18 protein-coding genes are annotated in these 24,145 nt (G+C 61.3%); 10 read left to right on the top strand and 8 right to left on the bottom strand.

What is annotated here, in order from left to right:
* Nucleotides 1–33 precede the first annotated feature (33 nt).
* Nucleotides 34–237 carry a helix-turn-helix domain-containing protein gene (locus ACLFKU_RS20525; RefSeq protein ID WP_410850263.1) on the top strand — a complete coding sequence of 68 codons (204 nt, stop codon included), beginning with the start codon at nucleotides 34–36 and terminating at the stop codon, nucleotides 235–237.
* Nucleotides 238–1,551: 1,314 nt separating this feature from the next.
* On the opposite strand, the gene ACLFKU_RS20520 is transcribed toward ACLFKU_RS20525, so the two are convergent.
* The 5 genes from ACLFKU_RS20520 to ACLFKU_RS20500 all read right to left on the bottom strand — a co-directional run bounded on the left by ACLFKU_RS20520 (nucleotide 1,552) and on the right by ACLFKU_RS20500 (nucleotide 10,626).
* Nucleotides 1,552–4,722: a type I restriction endonuclease subunit R gene (locus ACLFKU_RS20520; protein WP_410850262.1), complete on the bottom strand. Its 3,171-nt coding sequence runs from the start codon at nucleotides 4,720–4,722 to the stop codon at nucleotides 1,552–1,554.
* Nucleotide 4,723: 1 nt separating this feature from the next.
* Nucleotides 4,724–5,908, bottom strand: a complete 1,185-nt coding sequence (locus ACLFKU_RS20515; protein WP_410850261.1) for a restriction endonuclease subunit S — start codon at nucleotides 5,906–5,908, stop codon at nucleotides 4,724–4,726.
* Nucleotides 5,905–7,461: an N-6 DNA methylase gene (locus ACLFKU_RS20510; RefSeq protein ID WP_410850260.1), complete on the bottom strand. Its 1,557-nt coding sequence runs from the start codon at nucleotides 7,459–7,461 to the stop codon at nucleotides 5,905–5,907. Before ACLFKU_RS20510 ends, ACLFKU_RS20515 begins: the two co-directional genes overlap by 4 nt.
* A gap of 834 nt (nucleotides 7,462–8,295) precedes the next feature.
* Entirely contained in the window at nucleotides 8,296–9,342 is a 1,047-nt protein-coding gene (locus ACLFKU_RS20505; RefSeq protein ID WP_410850259.1) for a hypothetical protein, read from the bottom strand.
* 456 nt (nucleotides 9,343–9,798) lie between these two features.
* Nucleotides 9,799–10,626, bottom strand: a complete 828-nt coding sequence (locus ACLFKU_RS20500) for a hypothetical protein (protein WP_410850258.1) — start codon at nucleotides 10,624–10,626, stop codon at nucleotides 9,799–9,801.
* A gap of 299 nt (nucleotides 10,627–10,925) precedes the next feature.
* Here ACLFKU_RS20500 and ACLFKU_RS20495 point away from each other — a divergent pair, with 299 nt between their 5' ends.
* The 8 genes from ACLFKU_RS20495 (at nucleotide 10,926) to ACLFKU_RS20460 (ending at nucleotide 20,416) form a co-directional block, all read left to right on the top strand.
* Entirely contained in the window at nucleotides 10,926–11,330 is a 405-nt protein-coding gene (locus tag ACLFKU_RS20495) for a helix-turn-helix domain-containing protein (RefSeq protein ID WP_410850257.1), read from the top strand.
* A 68-nt stretch (nucleotides 11,331–11,398) separates the two neighbouring features.
* Complete coding sequence (locus ACLFKU_RS20490; RefSeq protein ID WP_410850256.1) at nucleotides 11,399–12,394, top strand: PGN_0703 family putative restriction endonuclease; 996 nt, start codon at nucleotides 11,399–11,401, stop codon at nucleotides 12,392–12,394.
* 497 nt (nucleotides 12,395–12,891) lie between these two features.
* On the top strand, nucleotides 12,892–14,217 hold the full coding sequence (gene ugpB, locus ACLFKU_RS20485) for a sn-glycerol-3-phosphate ABC transporter substrate-binding protein UgpB (RefSeq protein ID WP_368584321.1): 1,326 nt from the start codon (nucleotides 12,892–12,894) through the stop codon (nucleotides 14,215–14,217).
* A 72-nt stretch (nucleotides 14,218–14,289) separates the two neighbouring features.
* Nucleotides 14,290–15,174: a sn-glycerol-3-phosphate ABC transporter permease UgpA gene (gene ugpA / locus ACLFKU_RS20480; protein ID WP_018433769.1), complete on the top strand. Its 885-nt coding sequence runs from the start codon at nucleotides 14,290–14,292 to the stop codon at nucleotides 15,172–15,174.
* Complete coding sequence (gene ugpE, locus ACLFKU_RS20475; RefSeq protein WP_410850255.1) at nucleotides 15,171–16,016, top strand: sn-glycerol-3-phosphate ABC transporter permease UgpE; 846 nt, start codon at nucleotides 15,171–15,173, stop codon at nucleotides 16,014–16,016. The genes ugpA and ugpE overlap by 4 nt, the downstream gene beginning before the upstream one ends.
* Nucleotides 16,017–16,066: 50 nt before the next feature.
* Nucleotides 16,067–17,146: a sn-glycerol-3-phosphate import ATP-binding protein UgpC gene (locus ACLFKU_RS20470; RefSeq protein WP_410850254.1), complete on the top strand. Its 1,080-nt coding sequence runs from the start codon at nucleotides 16,067–16,069 to the stop codon at nucleotides 17,144–17,146.
* A gap of 317 nt (nucleotides 17,147–17,463) precedes the next feature.
* Complete coding sequence (gene ettA, locus ACLFKU_RS20465; RefSeq protein WP_152853645.1) at nucleotides 17,464–19,128, top strand: energy-dependent translational throttle protein EttA; 1,665 nt, start codon at nucleotides 17,464–17,466, stop codon at nucleotides 19,126–19,128.
* A gap of 163 nt (nucleotides 19,129–19,291) precedes the next feature.
* Nucleotides 19,292–20,416: a DUF748 domain-containing protein gene (locus ACLFKU_RS20460; RefSeq protein ID WP_410850253.1), complete on the top strand. Its 1,125-nt coding sequence runs from the start codon at nucleotides 19,292–19,294 to the stop codon at nucleotides 20,414–20,416.
* Nucleotides 20,417–20,430: 14 nt separating this feature from the next.
* Here the strand turns inward: ACLFKU_RS20460 and ACLFKU_RS20455 are convergent, their stop codons facing one another.
* From ACLFKU_RS20455 to ACLFKU_RS20445, 3 genes are read right to left on the bottom strand one after another with little or no spacing between them, the layout of a single operon-like run.
* The gene (locus ACLFKU_RS20455; RefSeq protein ID WP_410850252.1) at nucleotides 20,431–21,054 is read right to left on the bottom strand and encodes an HAD family hydrolase; all 624 of its coding nucleotides are present in this window, start codon (nucleotides 21,052–21,054) and stop codon (nucleotides 20,431–20,433) included.
* A gap of 34 nt (nucleotides 21,055–21,088) precedes the next feature.
* Entirely contained in the window at nucleotides 21,089–22,903 is a 1,815-nt protein-coding gene (locus ACLFKU_RS20450) for an aminopeptidase P family protein (protein ID WP_410850251.1), read from the bottom strand.
* Nucleotides 22,904–22,921: 18 nt separating this feature from the next.
* Nucleotides 22,922–23,188: a hypothetical protein gene (locus ACLFKU_RS20445; protein ID WP_410850250.1), complete on the bottom strand. Its 267-nt coding sequence runs from the start codon at nucleotides 23,186–23,188 to the stop codon at nucleotides 22,922–22,924.
* Between the two features lie 229 nt (nucleotides 23,189–23,417).
* On the opposite strand from ACLFKU_RS20445, the gene ACLFKU_RS20440 reads away from it, so the two are divergent.
* The gene (locus ACLFKU_RS20440) at nucleotides 23,418–24,128 is read left to right on the top strand and encodes a response regulator transcription factor (protein ID WP_368584327.1); all 711 of its coding nucleotides are present in this window, start codon (nucleotides 23,418–23,420) and stop codon (nucleotides 24,126–24,128) included.
* The last annotated feature ends 17 nt before the right edge of the window (nucleotides 24,129–24,145 follow it).

Below are 24,145 nucleotides of genomic sequence, written 5' to 3'. Positions count from 1 at the left end.
ATCCATGCACGATCAACTTGCGAGAGAAGCGACATGGAGCAGCAGGAAGCAAGGCAAACAGCTAACGGTGTATTTTCGGTCAACGATTTTTGCCAGTGGGCCGGCATCGGCCGTACGGCAGTTTATGCAGAGATGAAGGCAGGTCGGTTATCAGCCAGAAAATTCGGCCGGCGCACCATCATTCCGCAGGTCGAGGCCGAGCGTTGGCTGGCGTCACTTCCTATGCAGCGCAACTGATAGCCGCCATCGCACTAGCCACCACCCCTACCTGCAAGACGTAGCGGACGCACCGCTACATCTTGCGCAGTCGACCTTCGCTCGGGCGGAGCCTCCCTGGCTCAACCGGAATCCAGACCGGGCAAAACCATGTTAGCCCAGCAAACGCGGTCGCGAGCATCAACACCCCCGCTCCCCCAGCCCCTCGGGCACCGAGGTCAACGCCCGCATACCAACCATCCGCCAATACGAAAACAAAAACCGCCGCCGTCCATCGTATCCGATTGAGTCGAAGCGAGAGCTGAGAAAGTAACTCGCCGGTCGTCAACTTGCGACGAAGGTAAAACCAGATCGAAGCGCTAAGCGCTCCCGCAACCCAGAAGGCTTGGTCATGGCCACGGACCAAATACTCCACGCCGCTGTACCAGCCCAAGAAGATAACCGCCGCAAACGCGATCAAGGACGCCGTCCAGTTCTTCATCTGCCGCACCCAATAGCTAACTCGAAGCCTAAGAGACCGAATGCTCGACTCCCGCAGTACAACCTGATTGTATAGCTACAGCGCTGTGCAGGCACATGCAAGACACGGCTTCCGAGGCGCTAATCGCCCCCACGCGCGGTATGCAAAAAATTGGCACAAAAATCGATGGTGATCGCTGTATGAATCGCCACACTCGGGGCTACATAAATGTACCCGCTTTGCTTCGAACAACACGCGCATCGCGCCGTCAGCCGCTGCGTTCGACAAGTTCCCCGCGCCCCCGACCTCGGGGTCGACCGCGCAGCGAACCCCTGGACTACCGCCAACCATGTTGCCCGCCCCACCGAGCATGCCCCCGAGACGTTCACGGTTCCAAGAAAAAAGCGAGTGGCGAGGTATCCGTCGGCCTCTTGGCCTCACAAAATTGCCCAGCCTTACCGATCCGACGAGGATTCCGGTCTCTGCTGAAGCGCGCCAGTAGTCGATGTGCGCGGCGAAAAGTGCGCGTAGGCAACGGCCCTCCGCCACTCGAACATTAAGCTATTGATCTAAAAACAAAAAATCGCGTTCGAACCCGCACCATCTGTACTTTGCCCCAATTTATCGCAGTTCGACAGTCAGTTGCTGAGTTCGTTGCCGCTCGCGCCGATTGCCATCTATCCATTCCTTGCGCCGGCTTTCCCGCTTCATCACCGGCGACGAGCGGCCCTCCAACTCTGGCGAGCGCTTGCGTTATGAGGCAAGATTGTCCGCACAGACTCCATGACGAACCTTGACCTCCACGTCACTGGGCGAACATCAGGGAAGGGGCGTGCGCGGCCGATTGCCATCAAACAGATGGTCGGCGAGAAGCGTCACTGAATACCCCAGCCCTCGCCGGCATAGCGCCGCGTCACGAAATCCCATACTTTGCTGACCTTCGCGTTCCACAGGGCATCCGGATAGGGTTCCTGCGGCAATTCGTTCAGTCGATGCCGGATTTCGGACCACACCGCGCCGCGCGTTTCCTGGCCGCGCAACCAGTCCACACCGTCCACCAGCTCGTGGAGCTTGGCTAGCAGGACCTTCGCCACGCGTTTTACCTCCGTCTCCTCAGCTCCGGTCAGCTTCGGCTCCGGGGTGGTAAGTAGGTCGAAGATCGCCAGCTCCTCCTCAGTCAGCCCTTCGCGGGCGGCACGCTGCTCTTCCTCGGAGAGGCCAGCGACAAATTCTTTCAGTGCCTCGAAGAACTTCTCCGCGTCAATGGAGCCCGCGTTGTATTCGTCGACCAGCTTTTCCAGCTTATCGACCAGATCGACGCGTGTTGGGTTGACCTCGACCATCTTCTTGACCTTGTCCTCGGCCTTCTCCCGCGCGCGTTCGGCGGCGACCTTGGGGCTCTTCTCGAACAACTTGGCGAGCTTGCCGAAATCAATGCCGGAGAGATCGACGCGCCCCTCGGCGCCTGCGCCTTCAACGATAGGCGTCAGGATAGCGACGCCTTCCAGTTTCTCGTCCAGCAGTTCGGCGATCTTCGCCTGAATGGCGGAAATATCCGTCGGGCCGAGCTTAGCCTTCACAGCGTCCGCCAGCATGTGGAACACAGCAACCGGCTTGAGATACGGCGCAGCCCGCTCATCGGGCAGCAACGCCTTATAGGCCTTTGTCACCGCACCGGCAAGGTAGCCAAACTCCCTTCGCCGTTCGTCAGGCGCGACCAAGACCTCCACCGCCTTGGCGATCAGGCTGAGACGGGAAAGGGCATCTGCCGCCATGATCGCATCGGTATCTACGCCCAGCGGCTGCGTGAAGCTCCGTCCCCATTCCAGCGCCACTTCCAACGCCTTGACCAAAGCTTCCTTGTCCTTGATCGGCGTTTCGTCCTTGTCCGCGCCGCCCGCGCTGCCGGCGTAGATCGCCAGTGCCTTTTGCAGATTGTTGAACACACCCACGTAATCGACGATCACGCCGCTGGTCTTGCCCGGCGCGTTGCGGTTGGCGCGCGCGATGGTCTGCATCAGAGTGTGATTCTTCATCGGCTTGTCGAGATAGACAGTGCCGATGCTGGGTACGTCAAAACCAGTGATCCACATTGCGCAGACGAAGACGAGTCGCAGCGGGTCGTTCTTGTCCTTGAACTTCTCCTCCAGGTCTTCCTTCTGCATCCGCTCGCGGTGAGGGAGGATATCGAGGCCCTTTTTCTTGAGGTCGCCGATCTCGTTCTGACTCTGACTGACAACCACGGCCATATCGAGCTCACGCAACCACAATAGTCGCTCGGCAATAGCCACTCCTTCCGCCTCATGCGCAGTCTTGAGCGCCTTCTCATCAGCCGCGATCAGCCGGGCAACCGCCGCCTTGACGCGATCATGCATGGAAACTGCAGTTGCCTTGTCGATGGCAACGAACATTGCCTTGCCGCGATAGCCACGCATGGCGAAGTGCAGCGCTACATCATCGGCCACCTTGTCGAGCCGGTCGGGATTGGTAATGAGCGTATATTGTCGGCCGAATTCGCGTTGGAGCTTTTTCTCCTGCTCCTCGCTCAGCTCCACCTCATCGAGCAACTCGTCCAGTTCCTCCTTCAGCTCGTCAGCGTTGAGCTGAAGCTCGGGTTTGCGCGATTCATAGTAGAGCGGCACCGTCGCGCCATCGCGGACGGACTGGGCGAAGTCGTAGACCGAAACGTAGTCGCCGAACACCTCACGAGTGCGGCTTTCCTCGCCCTGAATTAGCGGCGTGCCGGTGAAGCCGATAAAAGCGGCGTTGGGTAGCGCCGCACGCATGTTAGCGGCAAGCTGGTCATACTGGCTACGGTGCGCCTCGTCCGTAATCACAATGATGTCGGAACGCTCGGAGAGCACCGGCATCGGCTCCCGATCGGCGGTCGAGAATTTCTGTATCAGAGTGAAGACGTAACGTTCGTTTCCCGCCAGCAATTCCCGCAGATGCACCCGGCTATCCGCCTGCACCTGTTGCGTATCCTTGGTGAGAGCGCCAACGCTGGCGAATTGCCCGGCGATCTGGTCGTCCAGCTCGGTCCGGTCGGTCACGATCACAAAGGTATAGTTGCCACCCAAGCGCCGCAGCACCTTTTCGGCAAACATCACCATGGAGAGGGACTTGCCCGATCCCTGCGTATGCCAGAAGACGCCGAGGCGACCATTATTCTGGCTGACATGCTCCACCGCCGCCATCGCGCGATTCACGCCCAGCACCTGATGATATTTGCCCACCACCTTGCGCAGACCGCCCTTGGCTTCATCGAACAGAAGGAAATTTTCGATCAGGTCGAGGAAGCGTGCTGGCTCGCAAGTGGCTCGCAGCATCGTCTCAAGGCTCGGGTCTTCGGGTCCATCCTCATCGAGCCGTTTCCACGGCGCGAAGAAATCAAAATCGGTATGCGAGCCGCCCATCAGCGATTCATGGCCGTTGGAAAGGATCACGAAGCCGTTGAAGGGAAATAGCTGTGGGATGGTGTCACGATAATCGCGCAGATTTTCATCGTAGGCGTTGAACACCGGCTTGGTGAGCGCCTTCCATTCGGCATGGAGCAACGGCAAGCCGTTGACGAAGCCGATGGTGTCTGGACGACGTTTGTGCAGCAGCCCCTCGATCCAGACCTGGCTGGCGACGAGAAAATCATTGTCCGCCACATCGCGCCAGTCGATTACGCGGACGGTGACGGTTTCGCTTTTGCCGTCATCCGCGCGCTTCACCTCCACACGGACGCCTTCTCGTAGCAAGTGGTTGAACTCGCGATTGGCAGCGATGGGAGAAAGGGCAGAGCGATCCTGCGCCAGTGCCTCCTCGGCCAGCTTCAGCGCTTCCTCCGGCAGACCGGGGTTGAGTTTGGTGAGCGCCGCGCGCAGGCGGGCGGGGAGCCATGCCTGGCGGAAGTTAGTGCGCCCGGTGGGATTATCCGGCCCCAGCGTTTCGTCCCTGAGGTTGACGTGTTTCCAGCCCAGTTGCTGCAACAACTCCAGTGCCGGCTGCTCCACGGCAGCGTCTTCGGAAAACTCGCTGGAGAGTGAAGGCGGCACCATCTCAGGCGACCTCCAATTCCCGCTCGGCCTGGGTGACGGAAAGCTGGCCGGAGATCAGGCGGGGGAGGAGCAGGTCACGGGCGGCGGCGAGTGTATGGGACTCGCGACGAACAACGTCGGCTGCTTTGTAATTGGCCATCGCGATCTGCTCGAAGCGATTCAATAGCGGTGATGGCGCGATTGCAAGCTTGATACCGTGAACGTGGTTACGGTTCAACGTCGGGACCGCCGCCCCCGCGCTGTGCTTGGACAGGTCCAAGTGACGCAAAAGGAGGGTCGCATATGCGGGGCCTGCCCTTTTGAACTCTTTCACATACAAGGCAGTATTGAGCGGCCAGAAATCACCCATCACAAGATGGACTTGACCGATAGTGCCCGAGCGACCCGTTGCGACGCCCGGACCCGACACGCGACTCTCAACATGACTGCCAGTAACACCACTGGCGGAAACGATAGGGAAAGTCCCGTCAACGCGCTGAGCCGAAGGAAGATCAAAGCCACGTTGGAGCGTAAGGAAATCCCCAAGCGTTCCCCAGCTCCAACCCGCCGGCAGGGGACCATCGGGGGTATCTTCGATGGCCACGTTCTCATGGCCGGGAAAACGCAGGCGGGTGAACCATTCGGTAAACAACCCGCGCGCCATCTCCTCCAGTACCGCGATCCGCCGCCGGTTGACCTCGATCAAATCGTCATAAGCCCCCAAAATCCTCGCGATCCGCCGCTGGGTTTCGAGGGGCTGCAGCAGGATCGGAAACTTCTTGATGGTCCCAACGCTGAGGTTTCGCTGAGCGCCAGCGACGACTAAATTCAGCAGCCCACTGCGACGATCCTTCAGCGCATAAAACAGGTAGAGAGGATCACAAATCCGTGGATCGGCGACGAGCGCACAGCATGCCTGGTTAGTCGCGCTGGGCTTGTCCACAATTCCCATGGTGGTGATGGTTTTCCCATCGCCGTACATCGCGATTAAGACCGTGCCGGGCGCGTAGATCTTCGCTGAAGAGTTATTCAGGCCTTTCTCGGTGATTTTCTCGCCGATCGACTGTACTTTCCAGTCGTTCAATTCGCCGGTCTTAATCCAAGGTATTGTCCCGCCGTCCCAATACGATGCCTGCTGTCGGGAAGGCGTTCCGCCGCTGTTGATCGAGATGCAAACGTCTTCTAGTGGTATCAAAGTAGCGTTCATCTCGCGAGCACCTCGGCGACATTCTCCGCAATCACCGCCTGCAAGCGCGTAGCCTCGGCGTTCAACCCTTCCAACTCCTCCTGCAAGGCTTCTAGCCGTTCCCGAAAATCCTCGTCGTCGGGCTGCTCACCCGGGGCGACGCCCACGTAGCGGCCGGGATTCAGGCTCCAGTCGCGCGCGGCGATCTCCGCGCGGGTGGCGACTTTGCAGAGGCCGGGAATGTCCTTGTAGCCTTCGTCCTCGAAATGCGTGGCCATCCCCGTGCCGCTGCCCGCTGCCAATTCCGCCTCCTCGCCACGCCACAGGCGCACAATATTGCCCAGGAACTCGATCTGGTCAGGTGTAAGGTCGCGATGGGCACGCGTCACTTGCCGGAAGATATGGCGCGCATCAATAAACAGCACCTGATCCTCGCGTGCGCCTCCCCTCTTCCCCTTGTCGAGGAACCACAGCGTCACCGGCAGAGTGACGGTGAAGAACATATTGGGCGAGGTCGAGACGATCACATCGACCGCACCGCTCTCAATCAGCTTGCGCCGCATCTCCCGCTCGGAACCGCCTGCGTCTGAAGCGGAATTGGCCATCACGAAGCCGGCGCGGCCGTGATCGTTGAGAGCGGCATTGAACAGACCGATCCACAGGTAGTTGGCGTTGTTGACGCTGGGCACGCCCAGCGAAAAGCGCGCATCCACATGCCCTGCCTCGTTCACCAAGCGGGCGGTATCGACCTCTTTCTGGTTGAAGGGCGGATTGGCCATCACGAAATCGAACTTGCCCACCATCTGGTGCGGATCTTCGTAATAGCTACTGGCAACGCGGATATCGCCGGAAAGGCCGTGGACCGCGAGATTGAGCCGACATAGCTTCTGCGTATCGGCCATCTTCTCCACGCCATAGACGCTAATGGCACGCGCGGGGTTTTCATTGTGCCGCTTCACGAATTCGGCGGAATGGACGAACATGCCGCCGGAGCCGCAGGCGGGATCGAGGATGCGGCCATGAAAAGGCTCGATCACCTCGACGATCAGCTTCACTATGCTAGAGGGCGTGAAATACTCGCCACCCTTCTGCATGAAGGCGGAGGCGAACTCGCCCATGAAATATTCGAAGATCAGACCGTAGGCGTCGCCTGCGATCGCGAGCGGCTGCAGCAGCCGCAGCAGCTCGCGCAACACCGAATTGGGCAGAGAGCCGTAGCCCTGCGGCAGCACACCGGAGAGATCGGGATTGTGCTCGGCGATGGCCTTCATCGCCTCGTTCAACGCCTCGGCCAGATTCTCTGTCTCCGGCAGGCCAAGCAGGTAGGAAAAGCGTGCATGCGCCGGCAGGAAGATCGCGCCCTTCGCATGGTAATCCGGCGGCGTGGGATTGCCGAGCCGCCCGCCGCGCGGAAGCTCGGCATCGACGACATCGAACCGCGCCTCCATCTGCCGCAGAGCAATCAGTGCCAATACCGGCTGCGCATACTGATCCGGCCTCAGCTCGGTATTGGTCCAGAGCTGGTTCGCCGTGGCGAACAGGCGCCGAGAAAGGTCTTGAAGATCGACTGCCATTGTTTCCCTCGGGTGGTCTTACGCCACCGAATAAGCCAATTCCGACGAGCGCGTTCAGGATTGTATCAATGCTGCGTATGATACTGGGCAGCTCCATTGCGTCGCGCGAAGGACCGGGCCCCGTTGATTGATCGCCCCTGCACCCGCAGGCACTTAGGGGCTATTTAAAAAGCATCAACCGCTGTCTGCAGTGGTAGTGAAATCGCATCCGTTGACAGAGAATGGCACTATGCTCCTGCGGCACTGCTTAACTGTCAGGCCGCGACGCCCAGCACGTCGCTTGCGATGCAGACGTCGCTGCACGACGCGATCTACGGTAGGCAGTTACAGGTTGAGATGGCAATCGAATCTAATTCTTGTTGAGTTTCTGCGAACCAAAGACTAGCAAACACCACGATGTAAAAGGCATTCACGTTCTTTGGACTACGAATGGCTGTTTGATCGAACGGCAAACGCTTTATAAAAGCTCGGGACAATTGCTTTCACCGCGACCACCGCATCCGCCAACGCCTCCTACCATCTTGTTGTCCCCGTGTACCGTCCGCACGATTGCCCCTCCGCCCGGGCCGACTACTACCGGCAGCCCCGGAGGAAACGACCTCATCTTGACAGGTCCATGATCGATGAAGGATCGCCATGAGGCTCCGAGGAAAGCCGGATTCCGATCCCTGCTGGAGCGGGGGATAGCCGATGTGCGCCGCCTGTACGCGGGCAAAAATGCGCGCTTAGGCAACGCCCATCGACCACACCCTCGCCAAGCCTTTGATCTATATAAGAAAAAACTCAACCAAAGGTCTGCCATCTGTACTTTGCACCTTTTATCCGAGTTCGAGTCTAGAGAGTAAAAAGCTTCATCAATCGTTGACTTATCTCCGCCTGCTCGCTCCGGAAGTCTTTGATCCATTCATCCATCCGTTTCTGTTCGGCCTTCTCGGCACGACGGGCCGTCCTCTGCGCCTTACGAGCCTTCGCGTTCTGACGTGCGTTGTCCCGCTCCCACTGAGCGAGTTCATCGACCTGCCGCTCGACGCCGATCAATCGGCGAGCAACAGTGTCGGTCATGTCCGCCTCCTGTTGACGTAAATATTCGAGGTATTCCATGCCCGCGTACAGGCGGCGCACATCGGCTATCCCCCGCTCCAGCAGGGATCGGAATCCGGCCTTCTTACGGCTTTCCTTTCCGATATTGTTGGATACACCGCACGTCTTCCGGCATCCGACATCGCCAGGACTCTTGAGCGGATGCTTTATCAGTTTCGCGACGCGTACATACGGATCGACGCCGACAACTGACCGCACCTCCGCCTTCGCGCTCACTCCCTTTGCTAAATATTGCAAATACCACCACTGTCGCCCAATAGGATCGCTAGGGGGCGCAACGACTTTGGAAGCGTCTTTATGCGGTGGGACACCAAGACGCGCTGCCCCGGCTAAGCGAGCACGCACCCATTCCCGAAATGCCGGGCGCAACTCAACGGGGATGTCCGTCAAAATGTGTGTGTGGAATCCGTGCCTTTGCCCTACCTCATGGACGTATAGCCAGACGAACGGGCGATCTTTCGGCACTTTGTGCTGATACCAGTCCCGGAGATGTTTCATAAACTGATGACACAAAGCCTTTGCCGCTGCCTCATGGTCACTAATCCCAAGCAGCCCCCACGTGATGCTGATGTGCACATTCATCACCTGCCCAGTTGAATTCGCGAACGCAACGGCACTGTAGAGTTCACGTACCTGGGACGCCGAGAGATACCCCCCCGGTCCATCGAATTCAGGATCATGGGGCTTCTTGAAGAATTGGGGACTCGGCTCCCGCCTCGGGTGCTCCCGCTCAGCGATGCGATCTACTTCCGCTTTGTTTGCGCCAAAGATGCTTTGCAAGATTCGGGAGTCTCCGCCTCCTCCCGCTCCCGCCGCAAAGACATCCCTCCAGCCTCCCTGGTATCCCGATTCTCGTAGATGCCGAGCGCGATCGTTCCGCTCCCACGAAATGGAGGCGAGCTTTTCATCGCCGCACTCCGGAGCATGTCTATTGTCAATTGAATTCAATTGGGTGCCTCTCTGGTTGGTCGGCCCAATGAATCCACGCACGTGAGGCGCGCGAACCCGCTGGGCCGAAGCTATCACCTTCAAAGCGGCGGTCAACCTAAAGGCCCGCTTGCAGGCCGCTCGATTGTCCGCCGCGTAGATGCCCGAGGTGAAACCGGCGCGCCTACATACACATATAAGGTTGAGAGGCCCCAAACGTACAAAAGGCTACCGAAAAAGTATCTTCCGGCAGCCTCGAACAGTCGATTTATTTCAAATACCCTTCAATTCGTTACCCGATCGGCGGCGTCACTTCACAAAACCCGAAGCAACAAATTTCTGGGCAAGATCAAACGCTGGGGGTGCCCACGGTCGCTTCGGGTCCTCGACATATTTGCGATCAGCGGTCTTCTCCACACACTGAGGGATGACAAGTACCATCCTTTGCGATTGCGGATCACGGCCAACATATTGCAAATCGGGCGCAGGTTGCCCATAGCCCGCCAGGCGTTCCGGACGGTGAGGAACATTCTTCGAGTACGGCGTCATCAACGACAGGTAGTTGAGGACATTTCCCCAGCAATCCGAGAATTCGTTGAAGTGATATGGCGTAGGTCCGGCTCTAACGACTTTCCGCGTTTCGATGTCGTAGATGCTCACGCCAAGAACAATCGGATACACGGTTTGCTGGTTCGCGGAATTGTATTGGGCGTCGAAATCCTTCGCAGCCCCTGACTCCTGCGAATCAAGGTAAGTGAGAGGTTTGGGTTTGGACATCACTCGATCCCCCGAAGCGGCAGCCCTCGTATCGCCACCTTGGACCAAAGGGAGATCGCCCTGACCGACCGGCGTTTCCGCGAGCTTGATGGCACTGGCAAAGTCAGGAGTTGGAACAGGAGTCTTGGGTTGCATGCGCGTGTCCACACATTGCAACGTAACCAATTCCGGCCCAAGTGCCGGCGAGTTGTCCGTGTATTGGTCGGTCGCCAGCGCGTGGATGAAGGTTTGTCCACTCCTACGGACATCTTCCTGCGCCTGCCATGCCGAGTAATTCCGCAGGTTCGCCTGACACTCCTCGAACGAGTGAAAATAGACCGATGCCAAATTCGAGCGATACATCTGCTGCGACGACAGCAAGAAGTGACGTTCCGTTACGACCACTTGCGCCCAATCCGGTGGATTCGCGCGGAAGTAACGTTGCTCAAACGTAGAGGCGTCCAGTGTCGGCGAAGGGGTGCCCTTCCCGCATGCCGTCAAGCTAGCAGCGGCAGCCAGGCCAACGCATAGAAGTTTCGCAAAGAGTTGCCAACGGTTAGCTGGGTTCAAGTGCAGCTCGCAAGTAGATGTAATTTGTTGACCGTCAATCCAACAAATTACATCCTTCCCGATCCAAGGAGGCAAGTCAACCATACACGTTGTTTATTGAGGCAACACATATGGTTGAGAAGGCAGATGCTCGACATGAGTTCGGGAAACGGCTCGGGCAGCGAATTGCAGACCAAAGAAAAGCGCTCGGCTGGACACAAGATCAGTTGGCGGAACAACTCAGCGTTGACGCTGAGACCATCTCCCGGTTTGAGCGAGGCGTAGCCATACCCGCCCTGCTGACGCTCGATAAGCTCGCAGGCATTCTGAACACGAGCGCTTCCGTGCTGTTGGCAGATGCCTCTGCTGGCCCGTCCGCCCCGGCTATGCGAATTTCGGCGTGGCTGGAAAGCCTATCGTCGGAAAACAGTGACTTTGTAGTCGCTCAGGTCAAGACTCTATGCGACTACCTTCGCCAGCAACAACGCAAGGTCTCCAGAAGTAGCAAAGCGCGGAGTCTGTCACGCAAAACGTGATCGCGGCGGTATCCGCCTAAATCTCCTTGCGAGGCCCGTTCGTGGCCCCGCTTTCCCAAGGAGATCCCATGCAACACAACCGCCCTCCTCTCGTTCCTATCAGCATCCTGAAGGCCCACAAGGTTTATGAACCGAGTGACAGCCGATTCATGGCTGCGGCCCGTCTATTGCAAGCGCTCTGGCGCGAGGAAAAGGGACTATCCATCGGCACCCACCGCAACGCCAAAGGCAAACGCTACAGATTGGGCAGTCGCCTCGATACCAAAAGCGCCGAAGCCGGTGGAAACTTTCTGTCTCCCGACATCGCACAGCTCGCTTTACGCGAATCCGTATATTGCGAGATCGGCGCAATCATCGAACAGGAGCGCCTTTGGAAGAATCTGTTATCCAGCCAACCGCTTTGCTTCAACCTGTTCGGAGGGATGAAGCTGGATATCGAAAAGGGTAATCGCTTCTTTCGTAGCCTTTTCGCAGACTATGTCGAGTCCATCGATGGGATCTACTTCGAGCACTCACCGGGTCGAGGCAAGCCCGCCTATACGAACGACTACACCGCATTCGATGTCTTTGTCCCTTGCACAACCATTCATGGAGGCAATGGGTTTGTCGCAATCGAGGTGAAGTACAGCGAAACGATGGCGGAGCCTCTGCTGACGCTGCGCAAACGCTACGCCCAGCTTTCCAGAACCTCAGGGATTTATAGGGATCCGGAAGCGCTAGCACTCCGGGCAAGTCCGTTGCAGCAATTGTGGAGGGAGCATTTGCTCTGCCACAGCATGATCGACAATGGCGCCTACAGCTCGGGCCGGTATGTCCTCATGCATCCGAGGCAGAACGTCCATTGCACAGGCGCGGTGAATGCCTACCAAAGGCAGTTACTATCTCAAGGTCCAGAGACCATCAAGTTTCTGCCTGTGACCTTGGAGGACTGCGTCGAAACATTGCGCGCAATTGGCGAAGGAGACACTGCCTCTGCGTTCCATCACCGCTACCTCGACTTCGAGCGTGTCGAACGGACGATTTTTCGACACAGGATCGCCGCAGAAGATGGTCCCCCTGGCTAAAATACGTCAGTTCGGTTCTCCTGCAATGTTCGCCAATGTTCGCTACCATTCGCTCGGAGTGGGGGCATATCAGGGGGCATTGTGCAGCATCGCTACCCCCTCCTTCTAGCAGCTACAAGGCTCTCCTAGGAGATCTTACCGTTTAACGTGTAAGCGCGAAGCGGCGCACACTGCGCTGCGCGAGTAAGGCCCGCGAACCCTCAGGGGTTGCGGGCTTTTTTGTTTGCGCGCTACGACTTGCGCAACGCGTCAAATCTCAAACATGGTAATGGTCGCGCAACACACTATCCGGCACCTCGCCATGCTCTGCATGGCCCGCGATCTTCCCGAACCACCGCCCATTTATTTCCTTTCCGTGACAGCCAATGCTAAATTTCGGCTTCCGGCGCGCCGTCACCCTTGGACCGCGCCGCACGGCATCCGACGCCGGAATGTCATCGAACACAACTAGAATCGCGCGATTCGCGTCCGCGCCCTTACGAACAGGAGATAAATCGATGAATTACAAGCCGCTGTTCCGCTCACTTTCCGTCGCCGCGGTATTGAGCATCGGCGTCAGCCAGGCAGCTCACGCCGCGACCGAAATCCAGTTCTGGCATGCGATGGAAGCCGCGCTGGGCGAACGTCTGAACGACATTGCGAACGACTTCAACAAATCGCAGAGCGACTACAAGATCGTGCCCGTGTTCAAGGGCACCTACGACCAGACCCTCGCCGCCGGCATCGCCGCCTATCGCAGCGGCAACGCACCGGCGATCCTGCAGGTCTACGAAGTCGGCACCGCAACGATGATGCAGGCGAAGAAAGCCATCGTCCCGGTCACACAAGTCTTCAAGGACGCGGGCGTGCCGCTCGATCAGAAGGCCTTCGTGCCGACCATCGCCAGCTATTACAGCGACTCGAAGACCGGTGAGCTGATTTCGATGCCGTTCAACAGCTCGACGCCGGTGCTGTACTACAACAAGGATGCGTTCAAGAAGGCCGGCCTCGATCCGAACCAGCCGCCAAAGACCTGGGCCGAGTTGCACGCCGATGCGCAGAAGCTGAAGGCGTCGGGCATGTCGTGCGGCTACTCGTCGGGCTGGCAGAGCTGGATTCAGCTCGAGAACTACAGCGCGTGGCACGCGGCGCCGTTCGCGTCGCGTAACAACGGCTTCGACGGCATGGACGCGCAGCTCGAATTCAACAAGCCGCTGCAGGTCGCGCACATCCAGTTCCTGCAAAGCATGGCGAAGGACGGCACGTTCACCTATGTCGGCCGCAAGGACGAACCGGTGTCGAAGTTCTATAGCGGCGACTGCGGCATCATCACGAACTCGTCGGGCTCGCTCGCGACGATCAAGAAATACGCGAAATTCAACTTCGGCACCGGCATGATGCCGTACGACGACAGCGTGAAGGGCGCGCCGCAGAACGCGATCATCGGCGGGGCGAGCCTGTGGGTGCTGTCGGGCAAGGACCCGGCCGTCTACAAGGGTGTCGCGAAGTTCCTCGCGTATCTGGCCACGGCGCCGGTCGCCGCGAAGTGGCACCAGGACACCGGCTATCTGCCGATCACCACCGCCGCGTACGATCTGACGCGCCAGCAGGGCTTCTACGACAAGAACCCGGGCAGCGACACCGCGATCCGCCAGATGCTGAACAAGCCGCCTCTGCCGTTCACGAAGGGCCTGCGTCTGGGCAACATGCCGCAGATCCGCACCGTGATCGACGAAGAACTCGAGCAGGTGTGGGCGGAGAAGAAGACGCCCCAACAGGCGCTCGATTCGTCCGTCTCGCGCGGCGACGAACTGCTGCGCCGCTTCGAAAAGGCCGGTAGCTAAGCATCGCCTGCTGGCAGGGTTCCGGCGCCACCGCGCCGGAACCCGTTGTTGCACCACACTCTGGACATCCCGATGGATAAGCGCTCTTACTTCGGCACCAGCGCGCTGCCCTACCTGCTCGTCGCGCCGCAGCTGATCATCACGCTGGTGTTCTTCCTGTGGCCGGCCGGCGTCGCGCTCTGGCAATCGACGCAAACTCAGGACGCGTTCGGCACGTCGAGCGAGTTCGTCGGACTCGCGAACTTCAAGCAGCTGTTCGCCGATCCTTTATATCTCGCGTCGTTCAACACGACGATCGTGTTCTGTACGCTCGTCACCGTGTCGGGCCTCGTGATCTCCCTGTTGCTCGCGGTCTGCGCGGATCGCGTGACGCGCGGCGCGAAGGCCTATCAAACGCTGCTTATCTGGCCGTACGCGGTCGCGCCCGCGATCGCCGCGGTGCTGTGGTCGTTCCTGTTCAACCCGAGCATCGGTCTCGTCACGTATGCGCTCGCGAAATACGGCGTCGTGTGGAATCACGCGCTGAACCCCGGACAGGCGATGTTCCTCGTCGTGCTTGCATCGGTCTGGCAGCAGATCAGCTACAACTTCCTGTTCTTCTACGCGGGACTGCAGGCGATTCCGCGCTCGCTGATCGAAGCGGCCGCGATCGACGGCGCCGGTCCGGTGCGCCGCTTCTTCGGCATCGCGCTGCCGCTGCTGTCGCCGACCACGTTCTTTCTGCTGGTGATCAACATCACCTACGCGTTCTTCGATACCTTCCCGGTGATCGACGCGGCGACCGGCGGCGGACCAGGCCAGGCGACCCGCACATTGATCTACAAGATCTTCGCCGAAGGCTTCCAGGGGCTCGATATCGGCAGCTCGGGCGCGCAGTCGGTCGTGCTGATGATCATCGTCGTCGCGCTGACCGTCGTGCAATTCCGCTTCATCGAACGCAGGGTTCAATACTCATGATCGAGAACCGACGCGGTTTCGACCTGTTCTGTCACGCGGTGCTGATCATCGGCGTCGCGCTGGTGGTGTTTCCGGTGTACGTCGCGTTCTGCGCCGCGACGATGAGCGAACACGAGGTGTTCACGGTGCCGCTGTCGCTCGTGCCCAGCACGCACCTGTTCGAGAACATCGTCACCATCTGGACACAAGGCACCGGCAACGCGGCGGCGCCGTTCAACCGCATGCTGCTCAACAGCCTCGTGATGGCGCTCGTAATCGCGATCGGCAAGATCGCCGTGTCGATGATCTCCGCATATGCGATCGTCTACTTCCGCTTTCCGTTTCGCACCGCCGCGTTCTGGCTGATTTTCATCACGCTGATGCTGCCGGTCGAAGTGCGCATTTTTCCGACCGTGCAGGTGGTGTCGTCGATGCATCTGAGCAATACGTACACCGGTTTGACGCTGCCGCTGATCGCGTCGGCGACCGCGACGTTCCTGTTCCGCCAGTTCTTCAAGACGCTGCCCGACGAGCTGATGGAAGCCGCGCGCATCGACGGCGCAGGCGCGCTGCGCTTCTTCTGGGACGTCGTGCTGCCGCTGTCGCGGACCACGATGGCCGCCCTCTTCGTGATCACCTTCATCTACGGCTGGAACCAGTATCTGTGGCCGATCCTGATCACCAGCCAGCAGTCGCTGATCACCGCGGTGATCGGCATCAGGGGCATGATCGCCTCCGGCGATACCGCGACCGAATGGCATCTGGTGATGACGGCCACGCTGCTCGCGATGCTGCCGCCGCTCGTCGTCGTGCTGACGATGCAGCGTTGGTTCGTGCGCGGCCTCGTGGATTCGGAAAAATGACGCGGTATCGCGGACCGCGACAAGCACTCAAAAATTAAGGCTAGAACGGCATGGCTGCACTGACTCTGCAAAGCGTTAAGAAAACCTACGACGGCAAACAGTTCGTGTTGCACGGCATCGACGTCGACGTCGCCGACGGCGAATTCGTCGTGATGGTCGGCCCGTCCGGCTGCGGCAAATCGACGCTGCTGCGGATGGTCGCCGGGCTCGAGCGCATCTCCGACGGCAGCATTTCGATCGCTGGCAAGGTCGTCAACGATCTGGAGCCGAAGGACCGCAACATCGCGATGGTGTTCCAGAACTACGCGCTATATCCGCATATGAGCGTGGCCGAGAACATGGGTTACGCGCTGAAGATCGCGGGCGTCGATCGCGCGCAGATCGCGAAACGCGTCGAAGCCGCCGCGCAGATTCTCGAACTCGGCACGCTGCTGCAACGCAAGCCGCGCGAACTGTCGGGCGGGCAGCGGCAACGCGTCGCGATGGGACGCGCGATCGTGCGCGAGCCGGCGGTGTTTCTGTTCGACGAACCGCTGTCGAATCTCGACGCCCGTCTGCGCGTGCAGATGCGCCTCGAAATCCAGCGCCTGCATGCGCGCCTGAAGACCACGAGCCTGTACGTCACGCACGATCAGATCGAAGCGATGACGCTGGCGCAACGCGTGATCGTGATGAACAAGGGCCACGCCGAGCAGATCGGCGCGCCGACCGAAGTCTACGAGCGGCCGGCCACGGTGTTCGTCGCGAGCTTCATCGGCTCGCCGGGGATGAACCTGCTCGAAGGCCGCGTTTCGGACGACGGTTCGACCTTCGACGTCGCCGGCAACGGCCCGAAGCTGCCGCTCGCGGGTGTGCCGTCGATCGGCCGCGAGGTCGCGACGGGCCGCGAATGGACGCTCGGCATTCGCCCCGAGCATCTGAGCCCTGGCACGGCCGATGCCACGCTCACCGTCGACTCCTGCGAGATTCTCGGCGCGGACAATCTCGCCCACGGCCGCTGGGGCAAGCACGACGTGACCGCGCGACTGCCGCACGCTCATCGTCCGGCGGCAGGCGAGGCGCTGCAGCTCGCGCTGCCCGCACGACATCTGCACTTCTTCGATCCGGTGACGGGACAGCGCGCGAACTGACACTGCGGCTGGACGCCGCCGCCTGCTCACCGCACGGCGGCGTCGCGCAATGGCTCCGAAGATCGGCGACACAGCGCGCGCAAACAGCGCACCACCCGGTCCGTGAAGCGGCCCGCCAGCGGTCCGGCCCCTGCCGCCTGCCCCCCGCCGCGAAGTACAATGCCACCTGAACCACACGCCGCGCGCGGCAGCGTCGTCGAATCCGACGCCGCGCCGGGCGGCGCCGGGTGTTCCGCCCGGCCCTCACACCGATTACCCATTCAACCCCGACTGCCCGCCCGCACGCGGCCGGCATCGTCAACGTTTACTGCAAGCAAATGGCCCAATACGTTTTCACCATGAACCGGGTCGGCAAAATCGTGCCGCCCAAGCGCCAGATCCTCAAAGACATTTCGCTATCGTTCTTCCCCGGCGCGAAGATCGGCCTGCTCGGTCTGAACGGCTCGGGCAAGTCGACTCTGATCCGCATCATGGCGGGTGTGGACACGGAGATCGAAGGCGAAGCCACGCCGATGCCGAACCTGAACATCGGCTATCTGCCGCAGGAGCCGCAACTCGATCCGCAGAAGACCGTGCGTGAAGCGGTCGAAGAAGGTCTCGGCGACGTGTTCAATGCCCAGAAGAAGCTCGACGAAATCTACGCGGCCTACGCGGAGCCGGACGCCGACTTCGACGCGCTCGCCGCCGAGCAGGCGAAGTACGAAGCGATCCTCGCGACCACCGACGGCAGCGCCGAGCAGCAGATCGAAATCGCCGCCGACGCACTGCGCCTGCCGGCGTGGGACGCGAAGATCGAGCATCTGTCGGGCGGCGAAAAGCGCCGCGTGGCGCTGTGCAAGCTGCTGCTGCAAAAGCCCGACATGCTGCTGCTCGACGAGCCGACCAACCACCTCGACGCAGAATCGGTCGAATGGCTCGAGCAGTTCCTGACGCGCTTCCCGGGCACCGTGGTCGCCGTCACGCACGATCGCTACTTCCTCGACAACGCCGCCGAGTGGATTCTCGAACTCGACCGCGGCCACGGCATTCCGTGGAAGGGCAACTACAGCAGCTGGCTCGATCAGAAGGAAGAGCGCCTGAAGCAGGAAGAAGCGTCGGAGTCGGCGCGCCAGAAGGCGATCAAGAAGGAGCTCGAGTGGGTGCGCCAGAATCCGAAGGGCCGCCAGGCAAAATCGAAGGCGCGTATCGCGCGCTTCGAGGAACTGAACAGCCAGGACTACCAGAAGCGCAACGAAACGCAGGAAATCTTCATTCCGGTCGGCGACCGCCTCGGCAATGAAGTGATCGAGTTCAAGAACGTCAGCAAGTCGTACGGCGATCGGCTGCTGCTCGATAACGTCAGCTTCAAGATTCCGGCCGGCGCGATTGTCGGCATCATCGGTCCGAACGGCGCCGGCAAGTCGACGCTGTTCCGTATGCTGACCGGCCGCGAACAACCGGATTCGGGCGAAATCGTGCAGGGCCCGACCGTCAAGCTCGCTTACGTGGACCAGAGCCGCGAAGCGCTCGCAGCCAACAAGACGGTGTTCGAGGAAATCTCGGGCGGCGCGGACGTGCTGACGGTCGGGAAGTACGAAACGCCGTCGCGCGCGTATATCGGCCGCTTCAACTTCAAGGGCGGCGACCAGCAGAAGATCGTCGGCAATCTGTCCGGCGGCGAGCGCGGTCGTCTGCATCTGGCGAAGACGCTGATCGCGGGCGGCAACGTGCTGCTGCTAGACGAACCGTCGAACGACCTCGACGTCGAAACGCTGCGCGCGCTCGAAGACGCGCTGCTCGAATTCGCGGGTTCGGTGCTGGTGATCTCGCACGATCGCTGGTTCCTCGATCGTATCGCGACGCATATCCTCGCGTTCGAGGGCGACTCGCAAGTCACGTTCTTCGACGGCAACTACCAGGAATACGAAGCGGACAAGCGCGCTCGTCTCGGCGAGGAAGGCGCGCGGCCGAAGCGTCTGCGCTACAAGCCGATCTCGCGCTAATAAGCGGGGCACACCGGCCCCTCTGGCGCAATGCCGGACGGGCCACGGGGCATGCGCGTTGCTATTCGTCACTTGATGCAGGCGCGCGTGAAAGTCCCGCGCACACGACAGACGGTCAACACCGCGCTGCGCGACGCGCGGCGCCGTGACGAGGAGACACAGCATGGCGATGTCGAAGGGCAGGCGCTGGATCGTCGTCGCGGGCGGAACGCTATTGGCGTTGATTCTGATCGCGGTCGGCGCGATGCAATTCGCGCAACAGGAAGTCAAGAACCGCGTCAGCGCGGCGCTCGGGCCGCTCGGCAGCGCCGACAGTATCGACGTCGGCCTCACCTCGGTACACCTGACCCACGTCGTGCTGAAGGCGCCGCCAGGCTGGCCGGCGGGCGAACCGCTACGCGCCGACGAAATCACGATCACCCCCGACGTGCGCGATCTGATCGCGCGGCGCATGCATATCCGCGAGGTCGTCGTGCGCGGCTTCGACATGTCCGTGCTACGCACCAAGGACGGCTCGCTCAATCTGCTGCCGAATCTGCGCGAATCGCTGAACCGCGGCGATCGTCCGGGCGGCGCTAACACAGCGCCGTCGATCCCACGGGAAAAGCAGGTCGACCGTATCCGCTTCGAACACGGCAACTTCCACTTCTACGACATGAGCGTCGGGCCGCCGCCGTTCAAGGTCACGGTCAGCAACGCGAACGCGAGCGTCGACAATCTGCATCTGCCGTCGCTTGCTGAGCCGACCAATGTCAGCGTTCGCGGCTCGCTGAGGGGTCCGGCGCATACCGGCACCGTGACGTTCGACGGCTGGATCAGGATCGCCAGCCGCGATTCGCAGACCACGACCACGCTGCATGGTGTCGATGTCGCGATGCTCGATCCGTATCTGCTGAAGAAGGCCGGCACGGGCGCGCAGGTGACGGGCGGTACCGTCGATCTGTCGATCGAATCGACGGTGCGCAACTATCACCTGCACGCGCCCGGCACGGTGACGGTCCACAATCTGCAGCTCGCCGAAACCGACAATCCGCTCGAGACGTTCATGTCGATTCCGACCCGCGCCGCGGTCGCCGCGCTGAAGACGCATGACGGCAACATCACACTGCATTTCGTGCTCGACGGCGATCTGCGCGATCCGAAGTTCTCGGTGCGCGAAGGGATCCTCAAGCGCATCGGCGAGGGGTTTGCGAAGGCGCTCGGGGTCAGCGTCGAAGGGGTCGCGAAGGGCGCGGGCGAGACCGTCAAAGGCCTCGGCAATGCGTTGAAAAATCTGCTGGGACAGTAACGGCAGCGCTCAGCTCAAACCGGCAAGCCCAACTCGCGCAGCTTCGCCTCCGTTTGCGCGGCGCTCGTGTGATGCACGCCGTGCCAGCCGAGCTCCGTCGCGGCTTCGGCGTTTTTCGCGTTGTCGTCGATGAAGACGAGCTCGGCCGGCTCGACGCCGGGCATCTGCAGCTCGATGCGCCGGCGCATCTCGGCGAAGATCGCCGGATCGGGCTTCACGAGCTTCACGCGCCCCGACACGACGATGTCGCGAAAGCGCCGCAGCACCGGATAATGCTCCCACGCATACGGGAAGGTCTCGGCCGACCAGTTGGTGAGCCCGAAGAGCGGTACATCGGCCGCTTCGAGCTTTTCCATCAGCGCGATGCCGTCGTCGAGCACCCCCGCCACCATTTGATGCCAGCGCTCATAGAACGCGCGAATCAACGATTCGTGATCGGGAAACTGCGCGATCAGCTCGTCGGTGGCTTCGACGATCGGCTGCCCCCCGTCCTGGCGGATCACCCAGTCCATCGAGCAGACGTGCGTGAGGAACCAGCGGCGCTCCGATTCGTCGGGAATCAGCTCGCGGTACAGGTACTCGGGACTCCAGTCGATCAGCACGCCGCCGAAATCGAACACCACTGCCTTGATCGCCATGCACCACGCTCCGTTTGGAAGATCGCCGCTACGCTCAGATCGGTTGTGTGCGCAGTTCGAGCCACACCTTTGCGTCACCCGACACATGCGGCGAGAGGCGCGCGCGCACCGTCTCGTGATACCCGTTGAGCCACGCGCGCTCGTCGTCGCGCAGCAGCGACAGCTCGATGCAGCGCGTGTCGATCGGGCACAGCGTCAGGGTTTCGAACTTCAGGAAGTCGCCGAATTCGGTTTTTTCGGCGGCCACGTTCAGCACGAGGTTTTCGATGCGCACGCCCCATTTGCCCGGCCGATACAGACCCGGCTCGTTCGAGGTGATCATGCCCTCTTCCATCGCGGTCCACGGTTCGGCCGGCGCGTAGTGCGAGATCACCTGCGGGCCTTCGTGCACGTTCAGGAAGTAGCCGACCCCGTGACCGGTGCCGTGACCATAGTCGGCGCCGGCCTGCCAGATCGGCGCGCGCGCGATCGCGTCGAGCATCGGCGAGCGGATGCCACGCGGGAACTGCGCGCGTGACAGCGCGATCATGCCCTTCAGCACGACCGTGAAATCGCGGCGCTGTTCATTGCTCGGCGTGCCGATCGGCACGACGCGCGTGATGTCGGTCGTGCCGCTCAGGTACTGGCCGCCCGAATCGATCAGCAGCAGGCCGTTGCCTTCGATCACCGCATGCGACTCTTCGGTCGCGCGATAGTGCGGCATCGCACCGTTCGCGTTGAAGCCCGCGATCGTCGCGAAGCTCAGCGACACGAACCCGGGACGGCGCGCGCGGGCGGCCGTCAGACGCTCGTCGATCGTCAGCTCGGTGATGCGTTCGCGGCCCAGCGCGCTTTCGAACCAGGCGAAGAATTCGGCGAGGGCCGCGCCGTCCTGCTCCATCGTGTCGCGCACGTGCGCGGCATCGGCGGCGGTCTTGCACGACTTGAGGAACGTGGACGGATTGACCGCTTCGACCACCTTGACCCCCGACGGCACCGCCTGCAGCGAGCCGTACGTGATGCGGCGCGGGTCGACCAGCAGCGTGCTGCCGGCTGGGAGCGCGGCGAGCGCGTCGGCGGCTTTGGCGTACGGCTCGACGCTGATACCGTCACGCGCGAGCACGTCGGCGAGCGCCGGCGACACTTTGCCGTCAGCGATAAAAAGCGACACGCGATCCGCGCCGATCAGCGCGTGGGCGACGAACACCGGGTTGTAGCTGACGTCGGCGCCACGCAGGTTCAGCAGCCAGGCGAGGTCGTCGAGCGTCGAGATGAAGTGCCACTGCGCGCCTTTGTCGGCCATCGCGCGACGCACCTGCGCGAGCTTGTCCGCGCGCGCGACGCCCGCTTGCGGCGCGGCGTGCTCGAAGACGGCGTCGGCGGGCAGCGCCGGGCGCTGCGCCCAGATCGCGTCGAACAGGTCGACGTCGGTGCGCAGTTGCACGCCGCGTGCGTTCAGCGCTGCGCTCAGCGCACGCGCGGCCGCGACGCCGAGCACCGCGCCATCCACCCCGACCGTGCCGCCGCTCGCGACGTTCTGTGCGAGCCATTCGAAATGCGGCGTCGTGAGCTGGCCGCCAGTCATCTTCATCAGCGCGACACTGGTGCCGGCGAGTTGCGCGCTCGCTTGCTCCCAGTAGCGGCTATCGGTCCAGACGCCGGCGAAATCGGAGGTGACGATCAGCGTGCCGGCCGAGCCGGTGAAGCCCGACAGCCACTGGCGGCCTTGCCAGCGACCTGGCAGATACTCGGACAGATGCGGATCGGCCGACGGCACGAGATAAGCGGCGATGCCTTCGCGCGCCATCGCGGCGCGCAGGCTCGCGAGGCGCTCGGGAATGGAGGAGGTTTCGGGGAGTCGGGCGTTCATGGAGTTACCTGCAAGGATTCATCGACGGATTGACCGGCGCGAAAAGAGGCCGACCGTTACGGCGACGGCGATAAGCGCGACGGCGGTGCATACCGGCCACTCGTGCATGTCGCCGTCATGGAAAAGACCTGTCACGTTGCCGGCCATGCGCGCGATGCTCGTGCCGAGCACGCCGGCCAAGAGCGCGACCCACCAGCGCGCGCGGCTCACCCTGGGCAGCGGGTGCAACCACCAGCCCGTGAGGCCGATCACGACGCCGAGAACGAGAATGCCCGGCCAACCCATCAGGCGTGGGCTCCGGATTGGGTGCCGAAACAGGACAAGTTCAATTTCGGATTCGTCTCATAGGCCGACGCAGCCGCCAGGGCTAGCATTTTGGGCTCTTTAACTATAGAAGTTCAGCACGGCGCTTTCCGCATAGCGGTTGAGTTTAGGGGTCGGGGTGTGCTTAGGCAAGTTGCAAGCCTGACGAAAACACCTCCCGCTCCGCTCGTTGCCCGGCTGACGCCGTGCCATGCGCATCGCCCTTATCGAACCCGACCTGCAACACGCCAAACTGGTCGACCGGCTCATTTTCGCCGGCGGCCATGTGTGCCTTCACTTCACCACCAGCGCCACCTTCCTGCAGCACGCCACCGATGAATTTTTCGACCTGCTGATCACCGAAAGCTGGGCCGGCGACCATTGCGCCGAAGACGTTATCCCGCGCGCGCGCTCCATTCTGCCAGGTCTGCCCATCATGATGCTGATTTCGGCACCGCGCGAGTGCCAGATCGTAGCCGCGCTGCACGCCGGCGCCGACGACTGCCTCAGCAAACCAGTGCGCGGCCCCGAAATGCTCGCGCGCGTCGAGGCGCTGCAACGCCGCGCGGGCCTGCGGCGGCCGCCCAAACGCCGGCGCGACGTGATCGGCGGCTATACCTTCGACGCGGCGAATTGCGCCGTGACCTTCCGTGAGATGACCGTCATCCTCACGCCAAAGGAATTCCGCCTCGCGCTACTGCTGTTCAACAATCTGGCCCGACCGGTGTCGCGCGCGCATATTCTCGAAACCGTGTGGTCGCGCCGCCGCGACGTAAAGTCGCGCACCATCGACACTCACGCGTCGCGCGTGCGCGGCAAGCTGCAGCTACGCCCGGAGCTTGGCTACGCGCTGACGCCGGTCTATGGTTACGGTTACCAGCTCGACGCGATTCCGCCGGAGCCCCAGACAGGCGAGAGCTGACACATGCGGGGTATACC

This window comes from Paraburkholderia sp. EG304, assembly GCF_046543485.1.
GTDB lineage: Bacteria > Pseudomonadota > Gammaproteobacteria > Burkholderiales > Burkholderiaceae > Paraburkholderia > Paraburkholderia youngii.
This window is presented reverse-complemented; position numbering and strand designations above follow the sequence as displayed.